Origin of the sequence: Mycobacterium sp. 852002-10029_SCH5224772 (genome assembly GCF_001667315.1) — a bacterium.
Taxonomy (GTDB): Bacteria; Actinomycetota; Actinomycetes; order Mycobacteriales; family Mycobacteriaceae; genus Mycobacterium.
In genome coordinates this window covers 16,408-31,130 of sequence record NZ_LZHT01000091.1, presented here as the reverse complement: position 1 = coordinate 31,130, position 14,723 = coordinate 16,408, and the positions used below count along the sequence as shown (strand labels likewise).

Below are 14,723 nucleotides of genomic sequence, written 5' to 3'. Positions count from 1 at the left end.
TCCATGAGCGGCGGACTTACCCCTGACCAAGCGATCGAGGCGATCCGGGGTGCCGGGGGTGCTCAGCCCGGCTGTCGCGCATTGCACGCCAAAGGCACCCTGTATCGCGGCACGTTCACCGCAACCCCCGACGCGGTGATGCTCTCGCGTGCAAGATATCTCGACGGCTCACCTGTCCCGGCGCTGGTCCGCTTCTCCAACGGCTCGGGTAATCCCAAGCAGCGCGACGGTCGGCCCGGCGTGCGCGGGCTGGCGGTGAAGTTCACCCTGCCCGACGGCTCCACCACCGACGTCTCGACGCAGACCGCCCGGCTCTTCGTCTCCAGCACGCCGGACGGCTTCATCGATCTGCTCAAGGCGATGCGGCCCGGCCTGACGACGCCGCTGCGCATGGCCAAACACCTGCTCACCCATCCGGGGCTGCTCGGCGCGTTGCCCATCCTGCGCGAGGCCAACCGGATTCCCGCCAGCTACGCCACCACCGAATACCACGGCTTGCACGCGTTCCGTTGGGTCGCCGCCGACGGCAGCGCCAGATTCGTTCGCTACCACCTGGTTCCGACGACATCCGAGGACTACCTGTCGGCCTCCGACGCCCACAACAAGGATCCAGACTTCCTCACCGACGAGCTGAAGGCGCGGCTGGCCGGCGGCCCCGTACGGTTCGACTTCCGGGTGCAGATCGCCGGGCCCACCGACTCGACGGTGGACCCATCGGCGGCCTGGCAGAGCACCCAGATCGTCACCGTCGGCACCCTGGAGATCACCGCTGCGGACACCGAGCGTGAGCACGGCGGCGACATCGTGGTGTTCGACCCGATGCGGGTGACCGGCGGCATCGAACCCTCCGACGATCCGGTCCTGCGGTTTCGAACCCTGGCGTATTCGGCGTCGGTCAAGCTGCGCACCGGCGTGGAGCGCGGCGCCGAAGCTCCGCCGGCCTGACCGGGGAGCGCCGGTGACGATCGTCACCTCGCGCCGAAATCGGCGGCAGACTAGGGTTTTTCTTCGGTGTCGCCACTTCAGATGTTTCTCATATGTCTGGCCGGGCTGGGTGCTGGTGCGATCAACGCGCTGGTCGGCTCCGGCACCCTGATCACCTTCCCGACCCTGGTCGCGCTCGGCTTCCCGCCGGTGACGGCCACCATGTCGAACGCGACGGGTCTGGTCGCCGGTAGCGTCTCGGGCACCTGGGGTTATCGGGCCGAGTTGCGCGGTCAATGGGATCGGTTGCGCTGGCAGCTCCCGGCCTCGCTGGCCGGCGCGGCGCTGGGCGCCTATCTGTTGTTGCACCTACCCGAGAAGGTGTTCGTCGAGATCGTGCCGGTGCTGCTCGTATTGGCGTTGGCGCTGGTGGTGATCGGGCCGCGGATCCAGGCGTGGACCGCTCGGCGCGCCGAGGTGGCGGGCCGCTCGCCCGAGCACGTCAGCCCCCGTCGGATGGCCGCGCTCGTGTTCGGCACGTTCGCCGTCGGCGTCTACGGCGGCTACTTCACCGCCGCGCAAGGCATCCTGTTGGTCGGCCTGATGGGGGCGTTGCTGCCGGAGTCGGTGCAGCGCATGAACGCGGCCAAAAACCTGTTGGCTCTGGCGGTGAATGTGGTTGCCGCGGTTGCCTATACGGCCGCGGCATTCGATCGGATCAGCTGGCCGGCCGCCGGGCTGATCGCGGCAGGCTCGCTGGTCGGCGGGCTGCTCGGGGCGCGTTACGGGCGCCGGCTATCGGGCAACGCACTGCGCGCGATCATCGTAGTCGTGGGCCTGATCGGGCTGTATCGGCTGCTCGCGGTCGCCTGACGAGAAGCCCTGCGTGGCAACGCGATTGACACTCCTGCTCAACTCAGCGTGGCGACGGCGGCTTCGGTGATGACGTCGCTCACCTCGCCGCGTCTGCGCCACGCCCGCAGCTGACGCATCGCCCCGTTGCCACGGGCCGCGACGCGGTCGAGTTCGTGGACAACGTGCTCGTACTCACCCAGCGACTCCAGCGCCGGGCGCACCCGTTGCACCAGCGATCCCAGCTGCTCACGCGCCGGCACCGCGCCACGGCCATGGACCAGATCGAGTGTGTGCCCGGACAATCCGTCGTGGGCCGCCTTCCAATACGCCGCGCGCAGCGCGCCCGGCGGCAGCCGCCCGGCGTCGTCGGGTGAGTCGAGCGCCGTCATCACGGCGGCCCTGATCAGGGTGGCAAGCAGCACGGTTTCATCGACCGTGGCCGGCACGTCGGCCACGCGGACCTCCACCGTCGGAAATTCGGCCGAAGGGCGCACGTCCCAATAGATCATGTCCCTGTCGAGGATCACCCCGGTGTCGACCAGCATGCGCACCGCGTCGTCGTATTCGTCGGGCGAGACGAAAAACGGTGGCGCTCCGGCGGCCGGCCAGCGTCGCCACAGCACGCTGCGCCAGCTCGCGTAACCGCTGTCGGCGTTGCGGTACACCCGCGAATTGGCCGACAGCGCAAGCAGTGACGGCAGCCACGGCCGCAGCCAATTGCTGACATGGATGGCCGCGGCACGGTCGGGCACCTCCACGTGCACATGGCACCCGCAGACGCCTTGCTCGTGGGCGATCATCCCGAACTCTTCGCCGATCCGGCGGTAGCGCGGGGTGTCGGTGACCGGAAACTCGTGCGGGGTGGCCGGCGGAAGCCCGCAGGCCAGCAGCTGGACGCCGACGGCCTGCGCGGCCTGCGCAGCGGTGCGCCGCAGCGCGCGCAGTTCCTCACCGAGCTCGGCGCCGCTTGCCGCCACCCCGGAGGTGGTTTCCACCTGGCAGCTGCTCAGTTCCAGCTGCAGCGTGACTCCCCGCCGCTCGGCTTCTGCCGCCACCGCGGCGTTCTGCGGGGACGGCTCACCGGTTCGCGGGTCGACGAGAAGGAACTCCTCCTCCGCGCCGACGGTGGGAGGGCCGCTCATTCAGCCGGTGACGGCCGAGCAGGGCCAGGGCCGTCTGGTTACCAGCGTGCGGCCGCGGACAACGCGGAGTCGACGGTGGGGTAGATGGGCAGCACACCGCTGAGCCCGCACGCGTCGACGATCCGAGCGACGATCGGCTCGCAGCTCACCAGCCTCAGATCGATGCCGCGCTGCTGGCAGCGCTTCGCCTCGTCGGCGAGCGCCGCGAACGCGCAGCAACCCATGAACTCCAGGCCGGTGACGTCGACGACGAACGGGCCGGGCGCGGTGACGACGCCGGCCGCCTCGCTGACCAGGTGGCGCCAGGTGTGCTCATTGCACGCATCGATCTCGCCCCCCGCGTAGATCAGCACCGCCGGGCCGCTGCGATCGGCGGTGGCCCGCAGCCTGCTGTTGGGATCGCCCAGCTCATAGACCAGCTTGGTGCTGAGCATCAGATGGGTGGTGGGCAATTGTTCCGCAATGGCTGAGTTCACGAGGGACCCCCTAATCGGCCGGCGTCCACGACGCCGCAAAGGATGCCCGTCCTATTGTCTGAAGACAGACTGTTCGCGGATGCGAATCTCATTTGTATAACGAGACAGGGCGGTCTGTCTACAGGGTCAGCGCTAAGAGTACGGTAAGGCCTGTATGACAACTTCCGATGTCGGGACACCCGCGACGTCGGCTCGGGAACGTGTGCTGGCCGCCGCATATGAGCTGTTCAGCCGACGTGGCATCCGCGCCGTGGGCACCGACGAGGTGATCGGCCGGGCCGGCGTCGCCAAGGCGACGCTGTACCGCCATTTCGCCACCAAGGACGACCTCGTGCTGGCCGTGCTGGAGCGTCGCGAGGAGCTCTGGACCCACGGTTTGATCGAGGAGCAGTCGCGGCGGCGCGGCACCACCCCCGAGGAACAGTTGCTGGCGATCTTCGACGTCATGCACGACTGGTTCCAGCTGCGCGACGGATACGAAGGCTGCTCGTTCATCAACGTCCTACTCGAGGTGGGACCGGACCATCCGGCGGGACAGGCCTGCATCACCCACATCGACCACGTTCGCGACATCGTGCGCCGCCGCGCCGCAGCGGCGGGCTTGACCGACGTCGAGGACTTCGCCTCGTCCTGGCACATCCTGATGAAGGGCGCCATCATCCTCGCCGCCGTGGGGGACCTCGACGCCGCGCGGCGCGCCCGCAAAATGGCCGGCGGCCTGATCGACGAACACCGGCCCCCGCTGGTGGCGGACACCGGCGAGGCCGTCTAGTCAGACCGTGTCGGCCTCCGCGGCGGCCTGCGTGGCGCCGGCCTTGCGGTGATGCTCGGCCTCCAATTCCGCGATCGCCCGTGATGTGCGCTCGCGCAACAGGATTGCCGCGGTGAGACCGGCCACCACGGCGACCACCAGCCCGATCCAGGAGAACCGTTCCAGCCAGCGTTCGGCCGCGATCCCGGCGAAGTACACCAATGCGGTGGTGCCGCCCGCCCAGCAGATGGCGCCCGAGACGTTGGCCGTCAGGAACCGCGGATAGTGCATTTTCAGGGCGCCCGCCAGCGGCCCGGCCAAAATCCGCAACAGCGCGATGAACCGGCCCAAGAAGACCGCCCGGGCGCCCCACCGGTTGAACAGCCTTTCGGCCAGCGCGACGTGTCCGGGACCGAAATGTTTCGGGAACCGCCGGCCGAGCCGGTCGAACAGCGGCATGCCGAACCGGCGCCCGATCGCGTAACCGATCGAATCCCCGATCACCGCGCCGATCACCGCCGCGACGCCGACCCCGATCGGATTGACGGCCAGGTCATGATGCGACGACATCAGCGCCGCGGTCACCAACACGATTTCGCCGGGCAGCGGAATGCCCAGGCTCTCGATCCCGACCACACCGCCGACCACCGCGTAGACCGCGAGCGGCGGAATCGAGTGCAGCAGGGGCTCGACATCCATGCGTCAAGAATGCCTGACCGGCCCACAGTCCGCGCCCTAAGGTGTGCGTTTCAATTCGCTTGGCGCGCCCAGGCCTTCCAATCGGGGGCGTTTGGGTTCGCGGCCGTCATACGACGAGAGGCCGCGCAGCCGCCGCCAGACCCAGGGAACGAAACTCTCCTGCGTCCAGCGCCACTGCTCGTAGCCGCCGGCGGCGAAGGAACGCCGGGTGGCGTTGACGCCGGATCGTGCCCAATCATGGTTGCTGTCAGGCAAATTGAGGGCTTCGGCGGCCGCGGCCGCGAACAACTCGTGTCCCCTGGTCGAAGCGTGCACCCGGTCGACGGCCCAGGTATCCAGCTCACGCATCGACGGCGCGTCGTACAGGTCGACGAGCCGGAACCCGTAGCGGTCGGCGGCCGCCCTGATGGTCGCGTTGATGCGCGCCAGCCGCCCGCCCACCAGCCGCCCGACCGGGAGGAACTGCGCGACGTTGGGAAAGGTCGTCGTGACCACGGTGGCCCCGGGTCGGGCCAGCGCGGTGTAGATGTGCTCGAGATCGGTCAGGGCGGGACCGAACGATCGTCCGGGCGCGATGACATCATTCATCCCCGCGCACACGGTGATCAGGTCCGGCTGCATCGCCAGTGCCCGCGGAACCTGCTCGGTCAGCACGTGGGCGATCCGTTTGCCGCGGATCGCGAGGTTGGCGTATTGCAGGCCGGGGTAGAGCGCATCGACCCGCACGGCGAGGCGGTCGGCGAATCCGAGCAGCCCGGTGGCGTCGTCACCGTCCCACAAGCCCTCGGTCTGGCTGTCGCCGACCGCGACGTAACGGCGGTATCCGGCGTGCAGAGCCCCGCTCACGAAGCCGAGAATAACGCGAAGTCCTGCCCGGAACTGGTTACCGTTATCCCATGCCACCCAAGCGCGAGCGAGCCGCCCGGGACGCCACCGCGGGCCCGGCCGCCGATTCGCTTGCGCCGCAGTATCCGATCGAGTCGGTGGACAACGCGCTGAAGTTGCTCTTGCTGTTGGGCGAGCAACCCCAGATCCGGTTGAGCGAGGCGACTCGCTATCTGGGCGTGGCGTCGTCGACCGCGCACCGGTTGCTGGCGATGCTGGCCTACCGCGGGTTCGTCCGGCAGGACCCGGTGTCCAAGGCGTACCTGCCCGGCCCGTCGTTGACCGGGGTGGCCTTCGCGATCTTCGGTCGCATCGACATCGCGCGAGCCGCCGCGCCCATCCTGCGCGGCCTCAGCGAGCAACTGCGCGAAACGGTGCACGTCGGAATGCTGGACGGCGCCAGCGTCCGCTTCGTGGCCGCCGTCGAGGGGCCTGCCGCGGTGCGGGTGGCCTCCCGGCTGGGTCGCGCCATACCCGCACACTGCACCTCGACGGGCAAGGCCATGCTGGCCCAGTTGCCGGCGACGGAATTGCGTGCGCTGTTTCCGGGCGAGCGGCTCGAGCGCATCACCTCGCATTCGATCGGCAGCCGCGCCGAGCTGGAAGCCGAGCTGTCCGATATCCGCGAGCGCGGCTACGCCACCAACCGGGAAGAGAGTGAAGAGGGCGTCGCCTCGGTCGCCGTCCCCATCCCGACGCGTGCGCCCGGGCTGCGGCTCGCGCTCAACGCCGCGGCACCGCAAAACCGGCTGGACGCTTCCCGGTATCCCGCGGTGGCCGCCGCACTTGTCAACGCCGCCAAGGAGATTGGCGATCAGCTCGGTTAGTCCGGCGACGATGCGGGCCCCGCGGGCCCGAGGAGGAGGCGGACAATACGGTTAGTCCGGCGACGATGCGGGCCCCGCGGGCCCGAGGAGGAGGCGGACAATACGGCTAAGCCGGCGACGATGCGGGCCCCGTCGCGAGCCGCGCCACTTCATGGCGCCAGGCGGCCTCGGCGGTGAAGGCGGGCCCGAGATCCGGCAGGTCATCCCAGTCCGCGTCGTCGACGTCGCGCAGCGTGCCACCGGCCGCGCGCACCCGCAACGACATCCGGGCCAGCTGGTCAACGCTGATGGCCTGCAGCACGGCCTGCGGCACCGTGGCGGCGGCGCTGGTGATTCCGTGTCCGCGGCAGATCACCACGGGCGCACCGCGCATGGCCGCCACCATTTCCTTGCCCAGGCGCGAATCCCGGATCAGCACGGCTCTTTCGTAGACGGGGACGCCGCCGCGCGCGAGCCAGGCGCCGGGGATGTCGTAGGCGCCGTAGATGGGCCGGATCGTGATGCCGGCCAGATCGGCGGCGACCACCGCCGGCGGGTGCAGGTGGGCGACGGCCGTGTGACGCGGATCGGCCAGCATGGTCTCGACGTGGATGGGCAGTTCGTTGGGGACGCGGTACCCGTCGAGTTCGCCGGGGGCGCCGGGAGTGCCGTCGAATCGGACGAGCCGGATGTCGCTGGGCCGAGTGAACGCCACTCCCGTGTCCGTGTCGCTGCGGCAGCGCACCAGCAGGCGCTCGTCGTCGACCCGCTGGCTCAGGTGGCCGAGGATGCCGTCGAGGAGACCTCGGGCGGCCGCGACGCGGCAGCCCTCGGCGACCATGGTGCGTTGCCGCTCCAGCCGGTCAGTCATGAGTCCCCCTGATTCGGGGCGGATCCCGTTGTGCCGAGGCCGAACCCGCCGTCGGGGCGCACGGTTTCGCCGGTGATCCCGCGGGACCGGTCGGACGCCAGAAACACATAACTGGACGCATGGTCTTCGCCGGAGAGCGCCACGTGCAGGGGAGTGCGCGCCGCCACCTCGCGGGTCCGGTCGGGACGGTCGTCCAGGCGGGTGTCGCCCAGACCCAGGCTGGCGAGGCCGCGCAGGTCGGTGCCCAGCGTGCCGCCGGGCGCCACGCCGTTGACCCGGATCTGCGGCGCCAGCTCGTGGGCCAGCGCCGAGACCAACCCGCGCACCGCGAATTTCGAGGACACGTAGAGCACGCCACCGCGGCCCGGATAGAACGACGAGGCGGACTCGGTCAGCACGATCGAGGAGCCCCCTGAATTCCCAGCCTGTTGCAGCGCGCCCAGCGCCGCCTTGACCGACTGCATGTGGCTCAGCACATTGGTGCGAAACATTTCGTCGAACGCGGCGGGCAGATCGCCGGAGTCGATGTCGTCGATGCCCTTGTAGAAGTCGAAGATTCCGACGCAGTTGACCAGCGTATCCAGCCCGCCGAAGGCCTCCACGGCGGCGGTGACCGCCCGTTCGTTGGCCTGGTATGCGGTGGCGTCGCCCTCGACCACCGGTACGTCGGGCAGCTGCGCGCGCAGGGTGGAGCATTTTTCCCGATCGCGTTCCAGCGCAGCGACATTCGCTCCCTCGTCGCGGAACGCGTCCACCACGGCGCGGCCGATCCCCGAGCCGGCGCCGACGACCAAGGCGCGTTTGCCCTCAAGCCAGCCCGTCATCGCGCTCCTCGGGTTCGTCGGGCAGCAGCGGCGCGTGGGAATTGCCGACCATGGCCGCCAGCGTACGGGGGTTCTGCCAGGTCAATGCCTCAACCTCGAGCGCGTCGAGAGTGATCCACTGCCCGGACCTTGGTGCGCTGATCAGCAGGCGTGACCCATTGCGGGTGTCGACCCGCCGCACCACGACCTCAGTGAATTCGTTGGCGATCGTGATGGGTTCGTCGCTCATAGGAACACCGCCAGGTTCTGCATTCGTAGCACCGACTCGTCGGCAAGGATAATGCGGCGGGCCAACTTCCAGCGACCATCGCACCGTCGCAGCACATCCTCGCGGCCGCAGGACATCAGGGCGCTCTCGTTGACGTCGCCGCGGCTGCGGAACAGCAACTCGGCCGATTCGACCACCAGGTGCGCGGCCCCTTCTTCCGGGTCGCACTCGAAGGTGCGCACGTTGGTGATGAAGTGCCGCAGCCGCGACGGCGGATCCTCGGCCCACACGTGCTCGGTGCCCATCCGGGCGACCCGCTGGCGCAGCGAGTACTTGTCCTCGTCGAAATGGTCCATCCCCGGTGAGGTGTCGAACCCGGCGCCGCGCGCGGTCGTCACCCGCACCGGCATGGTGTAGCGGACGTCGTCGGTGAGCGTGTCCAGCCATGCCTCGTAACGCTGGGCGTCGAGCAGGTACGCCTCGTCCACCAGGAACTGGTGCGCCTCGAGATGACGAATATCACTAAATGGCAAGCAGGGCAGGGACTTTCTCACGCGCCGGCCTCCAGGTAGTCGGCCCACATGCTCAGCAGGGCGCGCTGGTTGTGCTCGTTGTAGCCGACCTGCGCGCGGCCTGGGCCGTGGAAGGCGCTGGGCGCCAACGCCTCGACGACGGGGCGGTCGTCGGTGAGCAGGCCCATCCGGCTGTTCAGCAACAGCCGGCGCGCCATCGAGCCGCCCGCGGTGGTCGTCAGCGACACCCAGTTCTCCACATCGTCCTGTTCGAACATGCCCGTCGACCCGAAGCACATCAGATACGCCTTGTACGAATCCCGTTTGTACTGCGGGGGAGCGGCGGAGTCCACGGCGAACCATGAACACACTTCGGTCTCGTTCTCGCTGATGGGCTGCCACAACCGGATCGAGATGAACGGCAGCACCTCATCCTGGTGGCCGTCGCGCACCCCGTCTGTTACGCGGGGCCAGTTGTGCACGAAACTCAGGTTGGGAAAGCAGGTCGCGGCCGAGATCATGAACCCGTCCTCGCCGACCACTCGCTGCTGTTGCGGCGTCCACACGTCTTTGATGCGGCCGATCATCTCGCTGGGGTAGCCGACATAGCGCATCCGCTCCTCGAAGCTGCCCGGCGGCAGTTTGTAGGTGGTGCCGCCGCCGCGATGCGCCCAATAGGTGGCGCCGTCCTTGCGCTTCTGGGCTTTCGGCTCGCGGAACAACCCGATCTCGACGATCGATGCATGGGTGTGGGGGGTGTGGTACATGTCGCCGGCGAAGTTCTCCGCGCCGATCTTCCAGTTCGCCTTGATCCGCCAGCGCTGCGGCCCCCGCACCTCGACGCCGCCGGCGCTTTGTTTGGTGTAGTAGTCCAGGTAGAACCTGAAGTCGCCCAGGAAGTCTTGCAGCCGTTCGGCGTTCGGATCCAGGCTGATGAACATCAGGCCGTTGTAGCTCGCGAAATTCGGTGCGGGCAACAGGGTTTGGTTCTTGTCGAACCCCTCGTCGCCGCCGTAGGCCTCCCGGTGGAAGGGCAACCCGGTGAGGCGGCCGTCGTTGCGGTAGGTCCAGCCGTGGTAGGGGCAGCGGAAGTTGGAGGCGTTTCCCATCTCCGCGCGACAGACCTGCATTCCGCGATGCAGGCACATATTGAACAGGGCCCGCACGGTGCTGTCCGGGCCGTTACCGTCCCGGGTGATGATGAAGGAATCGTCGAGGACCCGGCGCACCACGTAGTCGCCGTCGTGTGGGATTTCGGACTCGTGTCCCACGAACGTCCACGCCCGGCCGAACAGCCGTTCCCTCTCCAGCGCGAACAGTTCCTTGTCGTTGTAGATGTGCGCGGGGATCATCCCCCGGCGCACGTTCGCCAAGATCCCGACCAATTCGTCGCTACGGACCGCCATCAATCCCTCTGTCCTAAAGAAATACTCTCCGCTCAGTAGAATCCCGCAGTCTTCGGCGCCGGTCAATCGCTGGGGCGATCGCGTCGGCAGGCGGCCACCAGAATCCGTGGGGCCGACTCACAGGTCGCACGCGATCACCAGCCGGAAACCCCCGGCTACCGTGGGTCACGGCCGCGGTTCGGCATATGTGAGCGCGGAGTAAACTGGGGGCAATCGTTCGGTTTTGCGGATATTAATGGTGATTTTCCACTGATTTGAGGAAAGGCGGGGTGCCATGGCGGGTCGGCCACGAGGGGGTCGATTGCAGCAGGTCGGATCGAAGGTGCTGGCCGCTATCGGGCGCCAGGAGTGGATGGATCGACCGAGCTATCGGTTCGAACACCTGCTCAGCTTCGCCTACAACTCGCTGGGCGGCGCCCGCAACACCGTCACCAACGCGCTCAACGGCGTCTGGCTCGGGCACCCGGTGCACCCGCCGCTTGCGTCGCTGACCAGTGGCGCGCTCGGCACGACGGTGGCGCTGGACGCCCTCAGCGTGCTGCCGGGCCAACCCGCATCCGAGGTCCTCGACGCCTCGCGATTCGCGTCCCGCGCGCTCGGGGTGGGCATCCTGGCGAGCCTGGGTTCGGCCGTCACCGGCGTCACCGACTGGCAGCACACTCACGAGGAGGACCGCCGGGTCGGCGTGGTGCACGGCCTGTTGAACGTGGCCGCCACCGGCCTGTACATGCAGTCCTGGTGGGACCGGCGCAAGGGGCGCCACGGTCGCGGCATCGTGCTCACCGCGCTCGGCTACGGCATCACCGTGGCCGGCAGCTACCTCGGTGGGGCGCTGGTCTTCGACTCCGGCATCGGCATCGACCAGTCGGGTCCGCGGTTGCGCACCGCCACCTGGACGCCGGTGCTGCCCGCGAGCTCGTTGAACGGCAAACCGGTGCGCGTCGAGGTCGACGGTGTGGGCCTGGTGGTCTGTCAGACCGAGCCCGGTGAAGTCGCCGCGTACGGAGAATTCTGCCCGCACCTGGCCGCCCCGATGGCCGACGGCTGGATCGACCGCGGCCGGTTGGTGTGCCCGTGGCACGGCTCATGGTTCGCGACCGAGTCCGGCGAAGTGGTGCGCGGCCCGGCCGCAGCGCCGCTGCCGTGCTACCAGGCCCGGTTGGTCGACGGAGTGGTCGAGGTCCGCGGCGAGCAGCACCCCGCCCCCGGCGGCGCGCAAGGAATCGCAAAAGGAGGAGCCAATTGAACGCCTATGACGTTCTCAAAGAACATCACATCGTGATCAAGGGCCTCGGCCGCAAGATCAGCGAGGCACCGGTGAATTCCGAAGAGCGGCATGCCCTTTTCGACGACCTGCTGATCGAGCTCGACATCCACTTCCGCATCGAGGACGACCTGTACTACCCGGCGCTGCGGGCGGCCACCAAGCTGATCGCGGTCGCGCACGCCGAACACCGCCAGGTGGTCGACCAGCTGTCCGTGCTGCTCAAGACTCCGCCGAGCGACCCCGGCTACGAGGACGAGTGGAATTCGTTCAAGGCCGTCCTGGAGGCGCACGCCGACGAAGAGGAACGCGACATGATCCCCGCCCCGCCGCAAGTGAAGATCACCGACGCGGAGATCGAGGAGTTGGGCAACAAGATGGGCGCCAAGATCGAGCAATACCGCGGCTCCGCCGTGCACCGCCTGCGGACCAAGGGCCGCGCGGCGTTGATCCGCGCGCTGTAGCTGCGGCCGACAAGCACCGCCCGCTTGCGGGTTTCGGCGGATCATCGAGAGTAGCGTCACGGCTCATGGACGCCGAGTGTGTCGCTTCTCAGGCTGACATCACGGCGGAGATCGCCCGCATCGCAGCGCAATACCCGGGCGCCGCCGACGGAGCCGGGCCGCAGCCGCGGCTCGACTACCCGCCGTACCGCAGCACGACGCTGCGCCATCCGAAGCAGGCGCTGGTCGCCGTCGATCCCGAGGGCGTCGAACTTTGGGCGCCGTGCTTCGGCCATCAGGACGTCGACCCGCTCGACGCCGACCTGACGGCCGGGCAGCCGGGCGAGCCGATCGGGGAGCGCGTCGTGGTGACCGGACGCGTGCTCGACGAAGGCGGCCGGCCGGTGGCGGGTCAACTGGTCGAGATCTGGCAGGCCAATGCCGGCGGGCGCTACCGCCACCAGCGTGATCAGCACCCCGCCCCGCTCGACCCGAACTTCGTCGGTGCCGGCCGCTGCCTGACCGGCCCGGACGGCTCGTACCGCTTCCTGACCATCAAGCCCGGCCCCTATCCGTGGCGCAACCACCACAACGCCTGGCGCCCGGCGCACATCCATTTCTCGGTTTTCGGAACCGCTTTCACCCAGCGCCTGGTCACCCAGATGTACTTTCCCGGCGACTCCCTATTCGAGCTGGATCCGATCTTCCAGTCGATCCTCGATCCGGCCGCACGGCAACGGCTGATCGCCCGCTACGACCACGACCTCACCGAGCCCGAATACGCCACCGGGTACCGGTGGGACATCGTCCTGGCCGGCGGCGCGCCAACACCCACCGAAGGCCCGCATGACTGAAACAGCTTGCACGCCAGGGCAAACGGTGGGCCCCTTCCTCGACCTGGGGTTGCCGTTCCCCGGCGACCGCACGCTGGTCGACGACAGTCATCCCCGGGCCATCGGGCTGCACGGCACGGTGTACGACGGCGGCGGCGCCGTGGTCCCGGACGCGCTGATCGAACTCTGGCAGCCCGACAGCGCGGGACGCATTGCGCGGCTGGCAGGTTCGCTGCGCCGCGGTCGGCACCATCACGACGACGCGTCGTTCACCGGGTGGGGCCGGTGCGCGACCGACGGTGCGGGGCGATACGCGTTCACCACCCTGACCCCCGGCTCGGTGATCGACGGGCGGACGCCGTATTTCGCGCTCACCGTGTTCGCGCGCGGCCTGCTGAACCGGCTGTTCACCCGCGCCTACCTACCCGAAGCCGACACGGACGCCGACCCGCTGTTGGCGGCCGTCCCCGTCGAACGCCTACCCACGTTGCTCTGCGTCGCCGAAGACGACGGCGCGGCATACCGTTTCGACATCCACCTGCAGGGCCCGGCCGAGACGGTGTTCCTGGCGTACCGGGCGGACGCGCGATGACCAACCTGCTGTGGCCCGGAGACCATCGAGCCGGCGAGCACATGACCGATGAGGCGCTGCTGGGATCGATGGTCGCGGTGGAGTCCGCGTGGCTGGGCGCGCTGACGGCCGCCGATCTGGCGCCCGGCGGCTGCGCCGGCGCGGACCTGTGGAATCTGGTCACGCGCAACGATTGTGAGGCGCTCGCGGTCACCGCCGAAGACGGCGGCAACCCGGTCATCGGAATGGTGAGGTTGCTGCGCCAGCGCGCGGAGCCGGATGTCGCGCCATGGATCCACCGCGGACTCACCAGCCAGGACGTCCTGGACACCGGCCTGATGCTGGCCACGCGCGCGGTCGCCGATGACTTGCTCACACAGTTGCGGGAACAGATTTCCGCGCTGTCCGACCTCGCCGCCCGGCACCGGGGCACGCCGATGGTGGCCCGCACCCTCACCCAGCACGCCGCGCCCACCACCTTCGGCGCCAAGGCCGCAGGCTGGCTGAATGGGGTCGTCGACGCCTACGAGCGGGTGGCCACGCTGACCACGCCGATCCAAATCGGCGGCGCAGCAGGGACATTGGCCGCCACCACCGAGCTGGCGGCGTTGCTCACCGGCACGCCTGACCCTGCCGGAGTGTCGGCCGGCCTCGCCGCGCACGCGGCAACCGCGTTGGGCCTGGCGTCGCGGCCCCCCTGGCACACCGCGCGCGCGCCGATCACCGCGGCAGCCGACGCTTTCGTCAGCTGCACCGACTGCTGGGGCCGCATCGCCTCCGACGTCGTCACGCTGGCCCGCCCGGAGATCGCCGAACTCGGCGAGCCGGCGAGCGGGGGCCGGGGCGGTTCGTCGTCCATGCCGCACAAGCGAAACCCCGTGCTGTCCATCCTGATCCGCCGGGCCGCCCTGTCGGCGCCGCCGTTGGCCGCGACCTTGCACACCGTCGCGGCGCTGGCCAACGACGAACGGCCCGACGGGGCCTGGCACGCCGAATGGGACACCCTGCGCACCCTGGGCCGGCGCACCGTCATCGCGGGATCCCAAACCGCCGAGTTGCTGACCGGGCTGACCGTGCATGCCCGGCGCATGGCCGAAAACCTCGATACCGCAGACGTTTTGGGTGAGCAGCGAGCGATCGCCGAGCTGGTGGGCCGAGAACCGTCACCGACCTACTTCGGCGCCGTCGACCGGCTGATCGAGGAGAGTCTGGACCGCGCCGCGCGGATGCTCGCTCAGCGCTGAAAGACGACG

Annotated in this window: 18 protein-coding genes; 9 read left to right on the top strand and 9 right to left on the bottom strand. The window is 69.0% G+C overall.

Annotated elements, in window-relative coordinates:
- Positions 1-3 precede the first annotated feature (3 nt).
- Together A5775_RS16450 and A5775_RS16445 are read left to right on the top strand one after the other, a co-directional pair.
- Positions 4-945, top strand: a complete 942-nt coding sequence (locus tag A5775_RS16450; RefSeq protein ID WP_067254500.1) for a catalase family peroxidase — start codon at positions 4-6, stop codon at positions 943-945.
- Between the two features lie 81 nt (positions 946-1,026).
- Positions 1,027-1,797 (top strand): sulfite exporter TauE/SafE family protein, encoded by a 771-nt coding sequence (locus A5775_RS16445; protein WP_067254496.1) that lies wholly within the window; start codon positions 1,027-1,029, stop codon positions 1,795-1,797.
- Between the two features lie 38 nt (positions 1,798-1,835).
- Here A5775_RS16445 and A5775_RS16440 read toward each other — a convergent pair whose 3' ends face one another.
- Both A5775_RS16440 and A5775_RS16435 read right to left on the bottom strand, forming a co-directional pair.
- Entirely contained in the window at positions 1,836-2,921 is a 1,086-nt protein-coding gene (locus tag A5775_RS16440) for a glutamate--cysteine ligase (protein ID WP_067254492.1), read from the bottom strand.
- A 38-nt stretch (positions 2,922-2,959) separates the two neighbouring features.
- Complete coding sequence (locus tag A5775_RS16435; RefSeq protein ID WP_067254668.1) at positions 2,960-3,355, bottom strand: anti-sigma factor antagonist; 396 nt, start codon at positions 3,353-3,355, stop codon at positions 2,960-2,962.
- Positions 3,356-3,551: 196 nt separating this feature from the next.
- Between A5775_RS16435 and A5775_RS16430 the strand changes: the two genes are divergently transcribed.
- A complete protein-coding gene (locus tag A5775_RS16430; protein WP_067254488.1) occupies positions 3,552-4,169 on the top strand; it encodes a TetR/AcrR family transcriptional regulator in 618 nt (205 codons plus the stop codon).
- On the opposite strand, the gene A5775_RS16425 is transcribed toward A5775_RS16430, so the two are convergent.
- Entirely contained in the window at positions 4,170-4,847 is a 678-nt protein-coding gene (locus tag A5775_RS16425; protein ID WP_067254484.1) for a DedA family protein, read from the bottom strand.
- 36 nt (positions 4,848-4,883) lie between these two features.
- On the bottom strand, positions 4,884-5,693 hold the full coding sequence (locus A5775_RS16420) for an SGNH/GDSL hydrolase family protein (RefSeq protein ID WP_067254479.1): 810 nt from the start codon (positions 5,691-5,693) through the stop codon (positions 4,884-4,886).
- 50 nt (positions 5,694-5,743) lie between these two features.
- Here A5775_RS16420 and A5775_RS16415 point away from each other — a divergent pair, with 50 nt between their 5' ends.
- Entirely contained in the window at positions 5,744-6,559 is an 816-nt protein-coding gene (locus tag A5775_RS16415) for an IclR family transcriptional regulator (RefSeq protein ID WP_067254476.1), read from the top strand.
- A 106-nt stretch (positions 6,560-6,665) separates the two neighbouring features.
- Here A5775_RS16415 and A5775_RS16410 read toward each other — a convergent pair whose 3' ends face one another.
- From A5775_RS16410 to A5775_RS16390, 5 genes are read right to left on the bottom strand one after another with little or no spacing between them, the layout of a single operon-like run.
- Complete coding sequence (locus A5775_RS16410) at positions 6,666-7,409, bottom strand: class II aldolase/adducin family protein (RefSeq protein WP_067254473.1); 744 nt, start codon at positions 7,407-7,409, stop codon at positions 6,666-6,668.
- Positions 7,406-8,233 (bottom strand): 3-(cis-5,6-dihydroxycyclohexa-1,3-dien-1-yl)propanoate dehydrogenase, encoded by an 828-nt coding sequence (hcaB, locus tag A5775_RS16405; RefSeq protein WP_067254469.1) that lies wholly within the window; start codon positions 8,231-8,233, stop codon positions 7,406-7,408. The genes A5775_RS16410 and hcaB overlap by 4 nt, the downstream gene beginning before the upstream one ends.
- On the bottom strand, positions 8,217-8,462 hold the full coding sequence (locus A5775_RS16400; RefSeq protein ID WP_067254464.1) for a dihydrodiol dehydrogenase: 246 nt from the start codon (positions 8,460-8,462) through the stop codon (positions 8,217-8,219). The genes hcaB and A5775_RS16400 overlap by 17 nt, the downstream gene beginning before the upstream one ends.
- Positions 8,459-8,995, bottom strand: a complete 537-nt coding sequence (locus A5775_RS16395; protein WP_067254460.1) for a 3-phenylpropionate/cinnamic acid dioxygenase subunit beta — start codon at positions 8,993-8,995, stop codon at positions 8,459-8,461. The genes A5775_RS16400 and A5775_RS16395 overlap by 4 nt, the downstream gene beginning before the upstream one ends.
- Positions 8,992-10,359, bottom strand: coding sequence for an aromatic ring-hydroxylating dioxygenase subunit alpha (locus A5775_RS16390; RefSeq protein ID WP_067254458.1), 1,368 nt, complete (start codon positions 10,357-10,359; stop codon positions 8,992-8,994). Before A5775_RS16390 ends, A5775_RS16395 begins: the two co-directional genes overlap by 4 nt.
- A 274-nt stretch (positions 10,360-10,633) precedes the next feature.
- On the opposite strand from A5775_RS16390, the gene A5775_RS16385 reads away from it, so the two are divergent.
- From A5775_RS16385 to A5775_RS16365, 5 genes are all read left to right on the top strand, one after another.
- Positions 10,634-11,605 (top strand): Rieske 2Fe-2S domain-containing protein, encoded by a 972-nt coding sequence (locus tag A5775_RS16385; protein ID WP_067254455.1) that lies wholly within the window; start codon positions 10,634-10,636, stop codon positions 11,603-11,605.
- Positions 11,602-12,087, top strand: coding sequence for a hemerythrin domain-containing protein (locus A5775_RS16380; RefSeq protein WP_067254451.1), 486 nt, complete (start codon positions 11,602-11,604; stop codon positions 12,085-12,087). The genes A5775_RS16385 and A5775_RS16380 overlap by 4 nt, the downstream gene beginning before the upstream one ends.
- Before the next feature lie 65 nt (positions 12,088-12,152).
- Positions 12,153-12,920, top strand: coding sequence for a protocatechuate 3,4-dioxygenase subunit beta (gene pcaH, locus A5775_RS16375; RefSeq protein ID WP_067254448.1), 768 nt, complete (start codon positions 12,153-12,155; stop codon positions 12,918-12,920).
- On the top strand, positions 12,913-13,491 hold the full coding sequence (gene pcaG / locus A5775_RS16370; protein WP_067254445.1) for a protocatechuate 3,4-dioxygenase subunit alpha: 579 nt from the start codon (positions 12,913-12,915) through the stop codon (positions 13,489-13,491). The genes pcaH and pcaG overlap by 8 nt, the downstream gene beginning before the upstream one ends.
- On the top strand, positions 13,488-14,714 hold the full coding sequence (locus tag A5775_RS16365; protein WP_067254443.1) for a lyase family protein: 1,227 nt from the start codon (positions 13,488-13,490) through the stop codon (positions 14,712-14,714). Before pcaG ends, A5775_RS16365 begins: the two co-directional genes overlap by 4 nt.
- The last annotated feature ends 9 nt before the right edge of the window (positions 14,715-14,723 follow it).

Excerpts from the sequence above, each read along its gene's own strand:
- hcaB (WP_067254469.1), bottom strand. The coding sequence starts at position 8,233 with ATGACGGGCTGGCTTGAGGGCAAACGCGCCTTGGTCGTCGGCGCCGGC.
- A5775_RS16415 (WP_067254476.1), top strand. The coding sequence starts at position 5,744 with ATGCCACCCAAGCGCGAGCGAGCCGCCCGGGACGCCACCGCGGGCCCG.
- A5775_RS16425 (WP_067254484.1), bottom strand. The coding sequence starts at position 4,847 with ATGGATGTCGAGCCCCTGCTGCACTCGATTCCGCCGCTCGCGGTCTAC.
- A5775_RS16450 (WP_067254500.1), top strand. The coding sequence starts at position 4 with ATGAGCGGCGGACTTACCCCTGACCAAGCGATCGAGGCGATCCGGGGT.
- A5775_RS16435 (WP_067254668.1), bottom strand. The coding sequence starts at position 3,355 with ATGCTCAGCACCAAGCTGGTCTATGAGCTGGGCGATCCCAACAGCAGG.
- A5775_RS16410 (WP_067254473.1), bottom strand. The coding sequence starts at position 7,409 with ATGACTGACCGGCTGGAGCGGCAACGCACCATGGTCGCCGAGGGCTGC.
- A5775_RS16430 (WP_067254488.1), top strand. The coding sequence starts at position 3,552 with ATGACAACTTCCGATGTCGGGACACCCGCGACGTCGGCTCGGGAACGT.
- A5775_RS16445 (WP_067254496.1), top strand. The coding sequence starts at position 1,027 with ATGTTTCTCATATGTCTGGCCGGGCTGGGTGCTGGTGCGATCAACGCG.
- A5775_RS16440 (WP_067254492.1), bottom strand. The coding sequence starts at position 2,921 with ATGAGCGGCCCTCCCACCGTCGGCGCGGAGGAGGAGTTCCTTCTCGTC.
- A5775_RS16390 (WP_067254458.1), bottom strand. The coding sequence starts at position 10,359 with ATGGCGGTCCGTAGCGACGAATTGGTCGGGATCTTGGCGAACGTGCGC.
- pcaG (WP_067254445.1), top strand. The coding sequence starts at position 12,913 with ATGACTGAAACAGCTTGCACGCCAGGGCAAACGGTGGGCCCCTTCCTC.
- A5775_RS16365 (WP_067254443.1), top strand. The coding sequence starts at position 13,488 with ATGACCAACCTGCTGTGGCCCGGAGACCATCGAGCCGGCGAGCACATG.
- A5775_RS16385 (WP_067254455.1), top strand. The coding sequence starts at position 10,634 with ATGGCGGGTCGGCCACGAGGGGGTCGATTGCAGCAGGTCGGATCGAAG.
- A5775_RS16400 (WP_067254464.1), bottom strand. The coding sequence starts at position 8,462 with ATGAGCGACGAACCCATCACGATCGCCAACGAATTCACTGAGGTCGTG.
- pcaH (WP_067254448.1), top strand. The coding sequence starts at position 12,153 with ATGGACGCCGAGTGTGTCGCTTCTCAGGCTGACATCACGGCGGAGATC.